The following is a 14,278-nucleotide window of genomic DNA, read 5'->3' as shown; positions in this document are numbered from 1 at the left end:
GATCGTGGACGTCGATCGAGTTACCAGAAGGTAGCGTCGGCTTCGAGATATGTGAATACGTCTCGGATCGTTACGCGCAGAGTGCAGAACCGGGCGATCCGGGCGCTCAGCCGGCCGGCGGAAGGGCGTAGCCCACGTACTCCCGGAACTGCACGCGCCAGCCCGGCGGGACCAGTTCCGCGCACGCCGCCCGACTGCCGGTGCAGACGATGGCCTGCACCGAGGTCGGGTCGGCCGGCGGGCGCCCCGGCAGCACCGACTGGAGCGCCACCAGCTCCGGCGGGCGTCCGGCCGCGTCGCGCAGCAGCAGCCACCAGGGGTACTCCCAGTTGTCGTTCTGCTGCACCAGGCCGACCCGGCGGGCGTCCGTCGCGTGTACCGCCTGGGCCGCCCAGCGGAACTCCTCGGCCCAGTGCGGGCGCCGCAGGAACCGGGTGTCCCACTCGGAGGTGGTGAAGACCGAGCCCGCCCCGACCAGCCGGCGCGGGAAGCCGTACGACACCGTGAGCACCCCGGCCAGCGCGCAGGCGGCCAGCACGCTCACCGCGAGCCCGGCGGCCACCGGGCGCCGTCCGGCCGTGCCGCCGGCCCGCCGCCGGAACAGCGCGTCCAGCCAGAGCCCCGCCAGCGGCACGGCCAGCACCAGCGCGTAGAGCAGCAGGCGATTGCCCCACGGCTGCCACTTGATCATGGCGGTGTGCAGCAGCACGGCCGCCACCACGACCAGCGCGTACGCCCGCAGTGGCCCCGCCTGGGTGGCGCTGACCCGGCCCGGCCGGGCCAGCGCGACCGCCGCCCCGATCACCGCCAACCCTCCGGCCAGCGGGTAGGCCACCCGGTCCTCGTCCGGATACCAGGACGGCACCGGAAAGCGTTCCTGCCCGAAGGTGATGGCCCGGTCCTGCGGATCCACCCCGATCAGCCCGGCGCCCCCGACGATCGCCTCGGCCCCCGCCCGACGCAGCGGCGCGAGCGGCGTGTCGAACGCGGTGTGCGCGATCCGCAGCGCGTTGACCAGCACCGACGGCGGGTCGTGCCGTTCCATCGGGATGGACTCGCGCAGCCGGGGCGGCCCGAGCGGATGCCCGAACTCGGCGGTCACCCGGGCCAGGAAGGGCCCGACGACCACCACCGCGACCACCAGGATCAGCGCCGACCCGGCGACGGTCCGGCGCACGCCGCCGGCCCGGGGCGCGGCGGCGTCCCGCCGACTGTGCGACCAGCCGGCCCGTGCTCGCCGCGAGAGCGGGATCAGGGGGCGGTCCCCGGTGGAGCCGGCCCGGGCCAGCCGGAGCTGGGCCACCCCCCAGAGCAGCAGCAGCGGCCCGACCGCGACCAGGCCGCTGGTCTTGGTCAGCGCGGTCAGCCCGGTGGCCGCCCCCAGCGCCAGCACCGTGCCGATCCCGGCACGCCGGCGCAGCCCGTCCAGCGCCAGCGTGGCCGCGCAGGCCACCCAGGCGGCGCAGACCAGGTCGGTCTGGGTGCTGGTCGCCTGGAGCGCCACCATCGGGGTGGTGGCCAGCACGAACGCGGTGAGCAGCTGGGCCCGCCGTCCACCGCCGAGCTGCGCGGTGATCCGGGTGGCCGCCAGCAGTACGCCGACGCCGGCCGCCCACTGCACCAGGTTGTGCAGCGCGTCGCCGCCGGTGAACAGGCGCAGGTGCAGCAGCAGGTACTCGGCGCCGGGCGGGATGGTCACCTGCCGGTGGATGGCGGTGGGCCAGAAGTCCAGCGCGCCCCGGGCCACCCAGTGCTCCACCTTGGGCAGGTGGTAGGTCTGCGAGTCGAAGTTGTTGGGCTCGGCCAGCAGGGCGATGAGCAGTTCGACAAGCAGCAGCCCGCCGACCGTGCCGGCGAGCATCCGCTCGCCGCGACCCGCCGTACGCCAGGCGTGCGCCAGCCGGGCCGGCCAGCCGGCGCGGCGCGGCGCGGCGGCGGCCGGCGGCGCGGCAGGGGCCCAGGTGTCGACGGCCGGGCCGGGTGCGGCGCCGACCAGCGCTAGCTGCGGCGCGGCCCGGACCGCGCGCCGCGCGCCGACGGCCCGGACCGCGGGGCGCGCGGCGTCCCGGCGGCGGCGCCGGGCGGCGGCGAGGACCGCACCGGTGAGGAAGAGCAGCCACGCCACGGCGAACACCGGGAGGGTGAGCAGGCGCAGCGCGCCCAGCAGTTCCACCGTGAGCACCGCGAAGACGCCGGTGATCAGGGCCGCCCGGAGCAGTGCGAGGCGGCGACCCGCCACGGTGCCGGCGGCCACCGGCCGCAGGGCGTGGGAGAGTGTGCCGATCGCGGCGGCCGGGGCCAGGGCGAGCAGGTAGCCGACTGCCGACATGGCGGCAGTAAACACCATGAAGCTGAGGTCGCCGCGCCGGGCGGCCGCACGGCTGAACACCACGTCGCCACCAGCCAGGCTAGGCTAGGGCCGCTATATCGTCGCCACCGTGGAGATTTCCGTGAAGCTCTCGATCCTCATGCCGGTCTACAACGAGGAAGAACGCATCGCGGATGCCCTCAAGCAGGCATTGGCGGTCGACTACCCGTGCGAGATCGAGCTGGTCGTGGTCGACGACGGCAGCCGCGACGGCACGGGCGAGATCCTCGGTCGGGCCGACGACGCGCGCCTGCGGGTAATCACCCACCAGCGCAACGCGGGCAAGGGTGCGGCGATCAAGACGGCGGTCGACAACGCCGAGGGCGACTACATGGTCATCCTCGACGCCGACCTGGAATACGACCCGATGGACATCCCCAAGCTGCTCGACCCGGTGCTCGACGGGCGGGCCACGGTGGTCTACGGCAACCGCACGTTCGGCAGCCACAGCGCCTACAGCTTCTGGTACGTGATGGGCAACAAGGGCGTCACGATGGCCGCGAACGTCCTGTTCAACTCCTACATCGGCGACCTGGAGACCTGCTACAAGCTGATGCCCGTGCAGCTCTACCGCTCGCTCGACGTCCGCTCGCGGGGCTTCGGCATGGAGGCCGAGGTCACCGGCAAGCTGCTGCGCCGTCGCATCCGCCCCTACGAGGTGCCGATCAGCTACCGCGCCCGGGGCCGCGAGGAGGGCAAGAAGATCACCTGGAAGGACGGCGTCGAGGCCCTCTGGATCCTCGGCCGCGAGCGCACCCGCCGCTCTGCCGGCGCCCCGGCCCGCTGACCCGTCCCACCCTCCTGCCCCACCCTCCTGCCCCACCCTCCTGCCCGCCCGCCCGCCGACCGGCCGGGCGTGACTCAGCCGCCGACCGGCCGGGCGTGACTCAGCCGCCGATCGGCCGGGCGTGACTCAGCCGCCGACCGACACGGGCGCCGGGTCCAGGAACCCGCCGACCGCGCGGCGCAGCCCGGCGGCGTCCAGCCCGTGCCAGCGCGTGTGGTCCTCGGCCGAGCCGTAGCGGCGCAGATCCTCGTGCCCCACGCCGAGCGCCAGCAGCCGGTGCGGCCGGTCGGCCAGCGCCGCCGACACCACCCGGGCCGACGTGCCGGCCAGGTAGGGCTCCACCAGGATCACCGCGTCGCCGGCCAGCGCCCGCAGCCCGGCGGTGTCGAACGGGCGCGGCCGGTGGGTGTAGGCCACCGTCACCCCCAGGTCCGCCACGGCCGCCAGCGCCGCGTCCAGCACCGGTCCCACCGCGACCAGCAGCGGCGCGCCCGGCCCCGCGTCCCGCAGCACCCGCAGGTCGCCGTCGCCGCCGTACGGGCGGGCGTTGTGCAGGATGGACAGCCGCAGGTACGCCGAGCCGTCGGCGGCCACCGCGGCGCGCAGCAGCGCCGGCACCTCGTCGGGGTGGCCGGGAACGTGCACGGTCCAGCCGTGCAGGGTGTCGATCAGTGCCACGTCGGCGGGGGACAGGTGGGTGCGGCCCGCGTCGGGCCGGTCGTACGACGCGCCGACGCTGACCAGCACCGCGCCCACCCCCTGGTGGTCCAGGTCCAGCTTGAGCTGCTCGTAGGCCCGCTCGACGAGGAACGGGGCGTAGCTGTGCGCGATGGGCCGGAGCCCGGTCAGGGCGAGTCCACCGGCCACCCCCACCATCAACTGCTCCCGGATCCCGACGTTGAGCACCCGGTCCGGGTGGTGGTGCGCGGCCGGGGCGAACGCGTCGGCGGAGATGTCGGCCAGCACCAGAGCCGTACGCGGATCCTCCGCCAGCAGCGCGGTGGTGGTGTCGGCGAAACGGTCCCGCATGTTCACTCCCCCTGCTCGACGACCGCGACGACGACGTGCGGCCGGTGGTTGTCGTGCCCGGTCAGGGCGGTGTGCAGGGCGTCGTGGTCGTGCCCGTCGACGGTGGTGGCACCCCAGCCGTTGACGGTGAACCGGGCGGCGACGCCGCCCGGCCACCCGTGTGTGGCGGAGCCGTTGTCGATCACGATCGCGGTCAGGCTGCCCAACCCGGTCGCCCCCGCGTACGCGATGGCCTCGTGGTTGGAACCCTCGTCCAGTTCGGCGTCGCCGAGCAGCACGTGGACCCGGGGCGTCAGCAGGCCCTGGGCGCGCAGCCCGAGCGCGGTGCCCACGCCGAGGCCGAGCCCGTGGCCCAGCGAACCGGAGCCGATCTCCACTCCCGGCACCAGCACCCGGTCGGGGTGCTCGCCGAGTCGGCTGTCGGGCCCGCCCTGGCCGTCCAGCCAGTCGATGGGGATGAACCCCTTCGCGGCGAGCACGGCGTAGTAGCCGGCGACGGCGTGCCCCTTGGAGAGCAGGAACCGGTCCCGCCCGGGGTCGTCGACGGTCTCCGGGGTGACCCGGAGGACCCGGTCGTAGAGCACCCAGAGCACGTCGACGGTCGAGCGGACGTTCGCGCCGAACTCCCGGCCCGCGCGGATCCGCTCGTACAGCGGCGCGACGGGTGCCGGCAGGGGTGGGGCGGTCGAGGGACGGGGCGGTGGGGCGGCCGGTTCGCGCAGTGGCGCGGCGTACGCGGCCGTGCTGGCGGTGGTGGTGGTCATGCCGCTAGCCTGCAAGTTGAAGTCCGCTTCAACTCAAGGGCGATGTGATGCACGAATCCCTGACCATCGGTCAGCTCTCCGCCCGCAGCGGCGTGGCACCCTCGGCGCTGCGCTACTACGAGCGGCTCGGCCTGATCCGGGCGGAGCGCACGGGCGGCAACCAGCGCCGCTACGCCCGCACGGAACTGCGCCGGGTGGCGTTCGTCCGGATCTCGCAGCAGGTCGGGATCTCGCTGGAGGAGATCCGGGAGGCGCTGGACTCCCTGCCGGCGTCCCGCACGCCCAGCACCGAGGACTGGGCGCGGCTCTCCGCGACCTGGCGGGCCCGGCTGGACGAGAAGATCCGGCTCATGACCAAGCTCCGCGACGACCTGGACGGCTGCATCGGCTGCGGCTGCCTGTCCCTGCAACGCTGCACCCTCTACAACCCGGGCGACTCGCTCGGCGGCGAGGGCCCCGGCGCCCGCCTGGTGCTCGCCGGCCCGGCCGGGCAACCGACGCCGGCACGCTGAGGCCGCCGGCGCGGCGGCACCGCGCGCCACCCGTTCCGGCCGGTCGGGACCGGCCACCTCCGGCACCGCGCGCCACCCGTTCCGGCCGGTCGGGACCGGCCACCTCCGGCACCGCGGGTGGCCCGCCCCTCAGCCGGTGGTGAGCAGCACCTTGCCGACATGGTCGTTCGACTCGACCAGGCGGTGTGCCCGCGCGGCGTCGGTCATCGGCAGCCGGCGGTCCACGATCGGCCTGACCGCCCCCGACTCGACCAGCGGCCACACCTGCTCGCGCACGCCGCGCACGATCTCCGCCTTCTCGTCGAGCGGCCGGGACCGCAACGCGGTGGCCGCGACCGTGCCCCGCTTGGCCAGCAGCGCCCCGAGATCCAGCTCGCCCTTGCGGCCACCCTGCATGCCGATCACCACGAGCCGCCCGCCGGTGGCCAGCGCCGCCACGTTCCGGGGCAGGTAGGCGGCGCCCATGATGTCGAGGATGACGTCCGCGCCCCGGCCGCCGGTGACCCGCCGCACCTCCTCGACGAAGTCCTGCTCCCGGTAGTCGATCGTGTGCGCCGCGCCCAGCTCCCGCAGCCGCTCGTGCTTGGCGGCCCGGGCGGTGACCACCACCGTGGCGCCGAGCGCCACCCCGAGCTGGATCGCGAAGGTGCCGATCCCGCTGCCGCCGCCGTGCAGCAGCAGCGTCTCGCCAGCGTCGAGGCGGGCCAGCCGCACCACGTTCGACCAGACCGTGCACGCCACCTCGGGCAGCGCCGCCGCGTCGACGAGGTCCACGCCGGCCGGCACCGGCAGCAACTGCCCGGCCGGCACCGCCACCCGCTCCGCGTACCCGCCGCCGGCCAGCAGCGCGCAGACCTCGCGGCCCACGTCCCAGCCGGTCACACCGGGGCCGATCGCGCTGATCACCCCGGAGCACTCCAAGCCGGGGTACGCGGGCGCGCCCGGCGGGGGAGGGTAATGCCCCTGCCGTTGCAGCAGGTCGGCCCGGTTCACCGCGCTGGCCCGCACGTCGACGACCACCTCGCCCGCACCGGGCTCGGGATCGGGCACCTCGCTCCAGACCAGTGCGTCGGGGCCGCCGGGCTCAGGAATCGTCATCGCGTGCATGTTCCGTGTCTACCCCACCCGACCGTCGGTCCACGCCCGGGCCAGGATCTCGTCCACCGTCCGCGCCGGGGTGAGCGCCGAGCTGTCCAGCCACAGCCCGATCCGGGGCGTCTCCGCCCGGAACCGCGCGTCGAGATCGGCGACCGGCCAGTCCCCGTACCCCTTCTTCTGCCGCGCGGCCTCGCGCGCGGCGACGGCCTCGGGGCTGGGCGCGAGCACCACGACCGCCAACGGCCGGTGCCGGATCCGGCCGACCATCGCCGGCAGCTCCGCGCCCAGGACCACGTCCTGGAGCACCACCGTGAAGCCGTCGGCGGCGTACCGGTCCGCCGCCGACGCGGCGAGGTCGTAGCGCAGCCGCAACTGCCGCCACGCCTGCGCCGACGGCTCGGCGGTCATCTCCACCCGGCCGCTGACCACCATCCGCCGGAAGACGTCGCCGCGCAGGTGCACGGCGCGGGGCAGCCGCCGGGCCAGCGCCTCGGCCACAGTGGACTTGCCGGCGGCCATGATGCCGCTGATCAGCACTACCGAGGGGGTCTCCCACATGCCATCGATCCTGCCAGCGCGGGTGCGGTGCCCGCTCGCCCGGAGCGCGTTCGTGGCAGACTAGGCGGGTCGCGCACCTCACGAGGGCGCGACCCGGGAGGGTTCGCCTAGTGGCCGATGGCGCTGGTCTTGAAAACCGGTAAGGCAGCGATGTCTTCGTGGGTTCGAATCCCACACCCTCCGCGTCCAGAGCAGCGGAAACGCCCCTGACCAGCGCGAACACCGCTCAGGGGGCGTTTCGCGGTTCGCGAATCGCTCTCACTTCGTCCCGTTGAGGGCCGTTCGGTCTCACTGGTGGTGTCGTATCCGTGTCGGCTGTCCAGCGGATGGCGGTGCCCGCCGGGTGTGCCTACCGGCCGTTGTCGGCCTGGGGGTCCTCCAGGCGCCGGGCGATCTGTTCGATGGCGGTGAGGTCGTCCGGCGTGAGCCGGTCGATGAAATGGCGTCGTACCGACTCGACGTGGGCGGGTGCGGCCGTGGTGAGGGCGCCCAGGCCCTCTTCGGTAAGCGCGAGGAGGCAGCCTCGGCCGTCGGCCGGGTCGGGAGTGCGCCGGAGCAGGCCGCGCTCCTCCATGCGGGTGGCGTGCCGGGACAGCCGGCTGCGGGACCAGCCCATCTTGTCGGCCTGCGCGTGCAGGGTGCTGGTGTGGCCGGGCCTTTCCGACAGGGTGCTCAGCACCTCGTAGTCGGGCTCTGAGAGGCCGACCGCCGCCAGGTCACCCGAGGTGCCGGCCTGGACGGTGACCATCACCCGCAGAAACGCGCGCCACGCCCGCTCCTCGTCCGGGTTCAACCAGTGCACCGGCGCTGCCTCAGATCTCGTTGACATGTAAACAACCTACCCCTATATTTCGTTTCCATGTCAACGAAACCGCTCCGCCTCCTCGTCCTGGTCTGCAGCACCCGCCCAGGGGCCCTCGGCCCCGTGATCGGGCAGTGGTTGATCGACGCGATCACGCCCTGCGCCGCCGAGCTTGGCGTCGAGTTGGTGCCGATGGCCCTCGCCGACCTGGATCTGCCGTTCCTCGACGAGGAGGAACATCCGTCGTCGGGCATCTACCGGCAGGAACACACCCGTCGGTGGAGTTCGATCGTGGACGCGGCGGACGGTTTCATCGTGGTGACACCGGAGTACAACTACGGGATGCCGGCGACCCTGAAGAACGCGCTGGACTACCTCGGCCGCGAGTGGGCGTGGAAGCCGATCGGCTTCGTCAGCTACGGCAACACGTCGGCCGGCACGCGGTCGGTCCAGCACGCCAAGCAGGTGGTGACCACGCTGCGACTGGTCCCGTTGGGCGCCACGGTCGCGATCCGCATCGGTGACGCGGTGGACGACGGACGGCTGCGCCCCGACGCCGCCCGCGACGCGGCGGGCCTCGGCCTCCTGGACGAACTGGTCCGGGTCTCCCACGCCCTCCGGCCGATGCGCGAACGGGCAGCAGCCGGGACGGTCGCCGGCCCCGTGCCCGGATCGTATGCGCGGCGGCTGACCCCCGACGACGCGCCCGAGGTCACCGTGCTGCAGCGGTGCTGCTGGGTAGAGGAAGCCGTCGTCAACGACACCCTGGCCATACCTGCCCTGCACGAGTCGCTGGAGCAGGTCCGCGAGTGGCTGGCGGACCAGCACACCACGGGCGTCTGGCTGGACGGTCGGCTCCTGGGCATGGTGCGTACCCGCCGCGCAGGCACCGACTGGCACGTGGGCCGCCTCGCCGTCGTACCGGACCTACGCGGTCACGGGCTCGGCCGGTGGCTCCTGCGCGCCGCCGAAGCCGCCGCCGACCCGGGCATCCGCCGCATCATCCTGTTCACAGGCTCCAATAGCCAGCGGAACATCAACCTTTACCAGAGCGAGGGATACGAGCTCGTGCCATCGACCAGCACGGACGGAACCGCGCTCCTCGCCAAGGACGCTTCCGCCGACCGGTGTGACGCTGCCACGATGCGGGCGGCGCACTGATCTGCCGCGATTCCATCGGCCAGACGACTTGAACGTGCGGCGCTGCTGGCAGCCGGCGCACCGACGCAGTGGACGTGGAAGGCGGCCCTCGTAACGAAACCCGCTCGACCGTGCCAAGCTGCATGACCGGGGCACGACCCGGTCTCGGCGATGGAGGCTCCCATGCTCGACGACATGCCCGTCCTGCGCGCCGCGGTGCAGGCCTACCGGGCGGCGGCGACGGCCGCGGGTGTCGCCTGGCCCGACGGTGGTGAGCGGGCCGGACAGCTTCCGCCCGACGTGCTCTGCCGGGTCTTCGACGTGGACCACATCGCCGACCAGCCGATCTGGCTCGCCTCCCAGGTGCCGCCGCACGAGCCGGTCCTGCCGGCCGGCGCGTACCTGCTGCGGTGGACCGACGCGGACGAGCTGCTCGACTATCTCTCCTTCGCGGTCGCGATCCCCTTCCACTGGCGACACCAGGTGCCCCTGTTCTTCGTCGACCACCTCGTCTTCACGTTCGTGCTCACGGGCGACCGGGAGGGGGAGATCTGGCGCTACCAGATCGACGCCGACGACTGGAATCCCGTGCGCGCCGCCCCCAGCCTGGCCGCGCTGTTCACCGAGTGGACGAAGGGGTTCGCGGCGAACGTGTACGACCGCTCGCCGTACGACGACTGGTTGCACATCGGCCACGACGGGCGCGACCCGTTCGACGTGCTCCAGCGGCAGGCGCTCGATCCCTTCGCCTTCCCGGTGCACGCCTCGTCGTACCCCCATGGGGATCTGGTCCGCGAGCGGCAACGCGAGTGCGGTGTCGATGTGGGCCGGGCCGACGACTTCGAGTCCCAGGAAGCGCTGCTCGAAGCCGTCGACGCGGCGCGGGCGTCCCTCCGCACCTGACCCGGCGCCGTTCGCCCGAGCGCGCCGCGCCGGATCAGCGCGGGCCGCGCCGGGCCGCCGTCCGGGGAGTCTGCGCGGGTGTCAGCAGCGCAGGTGGGTGCCACAGAGCGGCGGTGCGTCGATGCGGCAGACCTTCCAACCGCCGCTGGGGCCCCGCTCCTTCGTCGTGCGGAACTGCCACTTGTGGGCGGTCCCGCCGGTGGAGGTGACGGCCCCCGTCGCCGGGTCGATCTGCGTGAACCGGACGCTCACGAACGCGGAGACGGTGTCGTCCGAGTCGATCGTGTGCCAGTCGGACGTCTCGACCTCGACGCCGAAGGCGGCATGGGGCTCGACCTGTTTGCGCAGGGCCCGAGCCTGCTGGAACAACTCGTCCCGGTTGTCGCCGCACAGGCACCGGTTGATGTCGGCGCTGTCCCCCGTCTCGAAGACGGCCCGGAGGTACGCGTTGGCGACCGCGACCGGCGTCTCCTCGCCCCGCGCCGCCTCGACGGTCTTCATGAACCCCTGCCTGAGCTGCGCCCCGAGGCAGGTCACCCCGATGACGAGGGCGACAGCGAGTGCGGCCCGGGTGCGCCACCGCCGAGCGGTGGACGGCGTCTCGATCACCAGGGGAGACTACTTATCGATCATGGCCGGCGATAGATGTTTTGACGACGTCGGCGAGCGGGCGCCCGGCGAGCGTGTCCCAAGGACCAGGACCGTGCGGCCCGGGGCGCCGCTGGCTGGGGCGGTCGTCGCGACTGCGCTGGCTCGCCGCGTACCGGGGGGCGGGGTCGGCCGGTCGGGCCGGGCGCATCGGATTTCGCGGCCGGGCTGCTCCCCGATGTCGGGTTTCCGTGCCGCGGGCCCTGTTGGCTGGCAGCGGCCGGCGGGCAGGACGCAGAGTTGCGCGGTTGCGAACCGACAGCGGCGTGCCGCGCCGCAGGAGGAGTCTTCCTTTGAACGTCTCGAGTGGGACGACCGTGCCCGCGAACCGACGAACTGCCACGATCGCGCTGGCCTGCGCGGGGGTCTTCGTCGCGTACCTGCCGGTGGTCACCGTCGCGGTGAGCCTGCCGGCGATCCAGCGGGCGCTGGGCGCCTCCACCGCGCAGTTGGCGTGGGTCTCCGACGCCTTCGTGCTGCCGGTGGCCGCGCTGATCCTCACCGCCGGGGTGTTCGCGGACGTGCACGGCCGCAAGAAGGTCTACCAGGTGGGCCTGGCCCTGTGCGCGGTGGGCGCCCTCGTGGCGTTGTCCGCCAACTCCGTGCAGGGGGTCTGGCTCGGGCAGGCGCTCTCCGGCGCGGGAGCCGCCGCGTTGCTGCCGGTGACGCTGGCGTTGATCAGTCAGGCGGTGCCGGACCCGCGCGAACGCGGCAAGTACATCGGGCTCTGGACCACCTGCATGATGGCCGCCATGGCGGGACCACCGCTGATCGCCGGGGTGATCCTCGAACACGTGGGCTGGCGGTGGATCTTCCTGCTGCCGGTGCCGGTGGCCCTGGTGACGATGGTGGTGGCCGCCCGGCTGCTCAGCGAGTCCCGGGTCTCCGCCGGGCGTCGGCTCGACTGGCCGGGGCAGCTCACGGCCGCCGTGGCGATCACCGCGTTGATCTACGGGGTGATCGAGGGTGGCGCCGAGTCGTTCACGCACCCGCGGTCGTACGTGGCCCTGCTGGTGGCCGTGGTGAGCGCCGCCGCCTTCGTGGTGGTGGAGAGCCGCAGCGCCGCACCCATGCTGGACCTGACGCTGTTCCGCAGCCCGGCCTTCACCGCCGCCACCCTCGCCGCCATGATCAGCTTTCTGGGGCTGATCGGCTTCTTCTTCGTCCTGAGCCTGTACTTCGGTGTCGTGCAGCAGTTGACCACCCTCGAATCGGGCGTACGCATGGTGCTGGTCAACCTCGTCTCCATGCTCCTGGGGCTGGCGATGGGCCGCATCATGCGCCGGGTGACGCCCCGGACGTTGATCACCGTGGGCCTGCTCGTCGCGGCGGCCGCGCTGGTCTCCCTGACCACCGTCGGCGTGGACACGTCGTTCCTGTCGGTGGCCTGGCGCCTGGTCCTGCTGGGCCTCGGCCTCGGCCTTGCCTTCCCCAGCATCACGGGCAGCGCCGTCGCCTCGGTGCCCCCGCGGCAGGCGGGCATGGCGGCGGCCGGGAACAACGCCTTCCGGCAGGTCGGCGGCGCGCTCGGGCCCGCCCTCATGGGTGCCCTGCTGACCGTCCAGGGGGTGGGCGCCCTGCCCGCCCGGCTCGCCGACGCCGGCCTGACCGGCGAGCGGGCGCGGGACATCACTGCGGTGGCCGACGCGGGCGGGCTCGGCGCGGTGGCCCAACTGGACCTGGGCCCCGACACCGCCCTGGCCCTGGGCGCGGTGAACGAGGCGTTCCTGGCGGGCCTGCGGCTGTGCCTGTCCGTCTCGGCCGTCCTGCTGGTGCTCGCCGCCGTGGCCACCGCCGTCCTGCTGCGCCGCCGCAACCCGGCCACGTCGGCTTCCGGCCCGGCCACGTCGGCTTCCGGGCCGGGTGGGCCGGCGACGCCGGGTGCGGCCTTGGCGGGTACGGGCGCGGCCGGTTAGACCAGCCCGGGTGGCCGGGCTTTCGCGGCCCGGCCACCCGCCCGGGCGCCTACGATGGGGCCGGCCGGCCCGGGACAACCGCCGGCCGCGCCCGTGCCCGTTCCGCCCCGCGCAGGAGAACCACCGTGGCGCCGCAGACGCTCGACCCGCTCGACCTGAAGCTGCTCCAGGCGTTGGAACTGGACGGGCGCGCGCCGTTCAGCCGGATCGCGCAGGTGCTGGGGGTCTCCGACCAGACCGTCGCCCGGCGGTTCCGCCGGCTGCACACCACCGCCCGGCTCCGGGTGACCGGCGTCACCGACGACAGCCGCCTGGGCCGGGAGAGCTGGATAGTCCGGCTCGGCTGCACCCCGCAGTCGGCCGAGCAACTGGCCGCCGCGCTCGCCAGGCGCCCCGACACCAGGTACGTCGACCTGGCCTCCGGCGGTACGGAGGTGCTCTGCGCGATGCAGCCGCGTACCCGCCGGGAACGCGACGAGTTGCTCCTGGAGCGTCTGCAACGCACCCCGCGCGTCACCTCGGTCAGCGCGCACTGCGTCCTGCACTCCTACTACGGCGGCCCGCTCGGCTGGCTGGGCAAGATCAGGGCGCTCGATCCGGACGAGGAGGCCGCCCTGCGCCCCCCGGCCATCGTCGCGCCCGCCGCGACGGTGGTGCTGGACGACCTCGACGAGGCGCTGCTGGCCGCGTTGCGTCGCAACGGCCGGGCCACCCTCGCCGAACTCCAGGTGGCCAGCGGCCAGTCGGAGACAGTCGTCAGGCGCTGCCTGGAACGGTTGCGCGCCACGGGAGTGCTGTACTTCGCCGTCGAGTACGACCACGAGCCCCTCGGGCACGGCGTCGAGGCGATGTGCTGGCTGACCGTCGCGCCGCACGCGCTCGCGGAGACGGGGCGGGCGGTGGCGGGGCACCCGGAGGTGCGCTTCGCCGGCGCCGTCACCGGCGCGGCCAACGTCGTGCTCTCGCTGCTCTGCCGCACCACCGGCGACCTGTACGCGTACCTGAGCGATCGGATCGGTGCCCTGGCGGGGGTGCGGACCGCGGAGACGGTGCTGACCCTCCGCCGGGTCAAGAGCCTCACCTACGGGCCCGGGTGACGGGCCGGAGCGAGGGCGGTTCAGGGCAGGCGACGGACGAGGACCTGCCCCGGCCAGGGGTCGCGCCCCGGCCGCTCGACGGTGAACGGGTCGGTGGCGGTGAAGCCCTGCCGCTCGTACCACCGGACCAGCGCGCCGTCGTCGCCCGCGTAGCAGTCCACCCGCAGCAGGTCGAGCCCGCGCCCCCGGGCCAGTTCCGCGGCGTGCGCGAGCAGCCGGGCGCCGATCCCCGCGCCGGCGTGGTCGCGGGCGGTGATCAGCAGGTTCACGTACAGCTCGGGTTCCGTGGCGGGTGGCACGTAGTCGGTCGCCGCCCCCACCACAAGCGCGCCGACGGGCCGGTCGTCGAGCGTCGCGAGCCACAGCCCGCCGCCGGTCGTCCACGCCTCGGCCTGCGCGATCCGCCGGGTGTCGGTCGAGGCCGGCGCGGTGCCCCACTGGCCGGTGCGTCCCCGCGCCCCCAGCCAGGCGATGGCGTCGTCGAACAGCCGCAGCACGGCGGCGGCGTCGGCCGGGCCGCCGCGTCGCAGGCCCAGGTTCCGTTGGTCGCTCATGACGGACATGGTGCTACAACGGCCGCCGACCGGCGCGGCGATGCCCGGCCGGTCGGCGGGGACGGCCGGTCGGCGGCGACGCGTACCGCCGTCCCGATCGTG

At 74.0% G+C, this 14,278-nt stretch carries 14 protein-coding genes and 1 tRNA gene; 7 read left to right on the top strand and 8 right to left on the bottom strand.

Annotation, left to right across the window (positions count from 1 at the left end):
- Nucleotides 1-106: 106 nt before the first annotated feature.
- Nucleotides 107-2,392 (bottom strand): hypothetical protein, encoded by a 2,286-nt coding sequence (locus ACQ452_RS27855; RefSeq protein WP_433388712.1) that lies wholly within the window; start codon nt 2,390-2,392, stop codon nt 107-109.
- Nucleotides 2,393-2,450: 58 nt separating this feature from the next.
- Here ACQ452_RS27855 and ACQ452_RS27850 point away from each other — a divergent pair, with 58 nt between their 5' ends.
- Nucleotides 2,451-3,155, top strand: coding sequence for a glycosyltransferase family 2 protein (locus ACQ452_RS27850; protein ID WP_433394454.1), 705 nt, complete (start codon nt 2,451-2,453; stop codon nt 3,153-3,155).
- Nucleotides 3,156-3,281: 126 nt separating this feature from the next.
- Here the strand turns inward: ACQ452_RS27850 and ACQ452_RS27845 are convergent, their stop codons facing one another.
- Together ACQ452_RS27845 and ACQ452_RS27840 are read right to left on the bottom strand one after the other, a co-directional pair.
- Nucleotides 3,282-4,184, bottom strand: a complete 903-nt coding sequence (locus tag ACQ452_RS27845) for a transketolase family protein (protein ID WP_433388710.1) — start codon at nt 4,182-4,184, stop codon at nt 3,282-3,284.
- A gap of 2 nt (nt 4,185-4,186) precedes the next feature.
- Entirely contained in the window at nt 4,187-4,948 is a 762-nt protein-coding gene (locus ACQ452_RS27840; protein ID WP_433388708.1) for a transketolase, read from the bottom strand.
- Between the two features lie 47 nt (nt 4,949-4,995).
- Here ACQ452_RS27840 and soxR point away from each other — a divergent pair, with 47 nt between their 5' ends.
- The gene (gene soxR, locus ACQ452_RS27835) at nt 4,996-5,460 is read left to right on the top strand and encodes a redox-sensitive transcriptional activator SoxR (protein WP_433388706.1); all 465 of its coding nucleotides are present in this window, start codon (nt 4,996-4,998) and stop codon (nt 5,458-5,460) included.
- Nucleotides 5,461-5,589: 129 nt separating this feature from the next.
- Here soxR and ACQ452_RS27830 read toward each other — a convergent pair whose 3' ends face one another.
- Complete coding sequence (locus ACQ452_RS27830; protein WP_433388704.1) at nt 5,590-6,567, bottom strand: NAD(P)H-quinone oxidoreductase; 978 nt, start codon at nt 6,565-6,567, stop codon at nt 5,590-5,592.
- A 9-nt stretch (nt 6,568-6,576) separates the two neighbouring features.
- Nucleotides 6,577-7,116: an AAA family ATPase gene (locus ACQ452_RS27825; protein WP_433388702.1), complete on the bottom strand. Its 540-nt coding sequence runs from the start codon at nt 7,114-7,116 to the stop codon at nt 6,577-6,579.
- A 96-nt stretch (nt 7,117-7,212) separates the two neighbouring features.
- Here ACQ452_RS27825 and ACQ452_RS27820 point away from each other — a divergent pair.
- Nucleotides 7,213-7,299 (top strand) — tRNA-Ser (locus ACQ452_RS27820).
- 166 nt (nt 7,300-7,465) lie between these two features.
- Here ACQ452_RS27820 and ACQ452_RS27815 read toward each other — a convergent pair.
- Nucleotides 7,466-7,945: a MarR family winged helix-turn-helix transcriptional regulator gene (locus tag ACQ452_RS27815; RefSeq protein WP_433388700.1), complete on the bottom strand. Its 480-nt coding sequence runs from the start codon at nt 7,943-7,945 to the stop codon at nt 7,466-7,468.
- A 99-nt stretch (nt 7,946-8,044) separates the two neighbouring features.
- Between ACQ452_RS27815 and ACQ452_RS27810 the strand changes: the two genes are divergently transcribed.
- Both ACQ452_RS27810 and ACQ452_RS27805 read left to right on the top strand, forming a co-directional pair.
- Nucleotides 8,045-9,079: a GNAT family N-acetyltransferase gene (locus ACQ452_RS27810; protein WP_433394453.1), complete on the top strand. Its 1,035-nt coding sequence runs from the start codon at nt 8,045-8,047 to the stop codon at nt 9,077-9,079.
- A gap of 162 nt (nt 9,080-9,241) precedes the next feature.
- Nucleotides 9,242-9,961 carry a hypothetical protein gene (locus ACQ452_RS27805; RefSeq protein WP_433388699.1) on the top strand — a complete coding sequence of 240 codons (720 nt, stop codon included), beginning with the start codon at nt 9,242-9,244 and terminating at the stop codon, nt 9,959-9,961.
- Nucleotides 9,962-10,042: 81 nt separating this feature from the next.
- Here ACQ452_RS27805 and ACQ452_RS27800 read toward each other — a convergent pair whose 3' ends face one another.
- Nucleotides 10,043-10,570, bottom strand: coding sequence for a hypothetical protein (locus ACQ452_RS27800; protein ID WP_433388697.1), 528 nt, complete (start codon nt 10,568-10,570; stop codon nt 10,043-10,045).
- Between the two features lie 332 nt (nt 10,571-10,902).
- On the opposite strand from ACQ452_RS27800, the gene ACQ452_RS27795 reads away from it, so the two are divergent.
- Nucleotides 10,903-12,525 (top strand): MFS transporter, encoded by a 1,623-nt coding sequence (locus ACQ452_RS27795; RefSeq protein WP_433388695.1) that lies wholly within the window; start codon nt 10,903-10,905, stop codon nt 12,523-12,525.
- Between the two features lie 125 nt (nt 12,526-12,650).
- Complete coding sequence (locus ACQ452_RS27790) at nt 12,651-13,622, top strand: Lrp/AsnC family transcriptional regulator (protein WP_433388693.1); 972 nt, start codon at nt 12,651-12,653, stop codon at nt 13,620-13,622.
- 20 nt (nt 13,623-13,642) lie between these two features.
- Here ACQ452_RS27790 and ACQ452_RS27785 read toward each other — a convergent pair whose 3' ends face one another.
- Nucleotides 13,643-14,176: an N-acetyltransferase family protein gene (locus ACQ452_RS27785; protein ID WP_433388691.1), complete on the bottom strand. Its 534-nt coding sequence runs from the start codon at nt 14,174-14,176 to the stop codon at nt 13,643-13,645.
- Nucleotides 14,177-14,278: the final 102 nt, after the last annotated feature.

The sequence above is a fragment of the Micromonospora sp. KLBMP9576 genome (genome assembly GCF_050941805.1).
In the GTDB taxonomy this organism is placed as follows: Bacteria; Actinomycetota; Actinomycetes; order Mycobacteriales; family Micromonosporaceae; genus Micromonospora.
Note: the sequence above shows the minus strand (reverse complement) of the source record. Positions and strands in the feature narration are given on the sequence as shown.

What these genes read in the sequence shown, in the direction of transcription:
- ACQ452_RS27845 (WP_433388710.1), bottom strand. Translation starts at nt 4,184, where the DNA reads ATGCGGGACCGTTTCGCCGACACCACCACCGCGCTGCTGGCGGAGGAT.
- ACQ452_RS27840 (WP_433388708.1), bottom strand. Translation starts at nt 4,948, where the DNA reads ATGACCACCACCACCGCCAGCACGGCCGCGTACGCCGCGCCACTGCGC.
- soxR (WP_433388706.1), top strand. Translation starts at nt 4,996, where the DNA reads ATGCACGAATCCCTGACCATCGGTCAGCTCTCCGCCCGCAGCGGCGTG.
- ACQ452_RS27830 (WP_433388704.1), bottom strand. Translation starts at nt 6,567, where the DNA reads ATGCACGCGATGACGATTCCTGAGCCCGGCGGCCCCGACGCACTGGTC.
- ACQ452_RS27825 (WP_433388702.1), bottom strand. Translation starts at nt 7,116, where the DNA reads ATGTGGGAGACCCCCTCGGTAGTGCTGATCAGCGGCATCATGGCCGCC.
- ACQ452_RS27815 (WP_433388700.1), bottom strand. Translation starts at nt 7,945, where the DNA reads ATGTCAACGAGATCTGAGGCAGCGCCGGTGCACTGGTTGAACCCGGAC.
- ACQ452_RS27805 (WP_433388699.1), top strand. Translation starts at nt 9,242, where the DNA reads ATGCTCGACGACATGCCCGTCCTGCGCGCCGCGGTGCAGGCCTACCGG.
- ACQ452_RS27785 (WP_433388691.1), bottom strand. Translation starts at nt 14,176, where the DNA reads ATGAGCGACCAACGGAACCTGGGCCTGCGACGCGGCGGCCCGGCCGAC.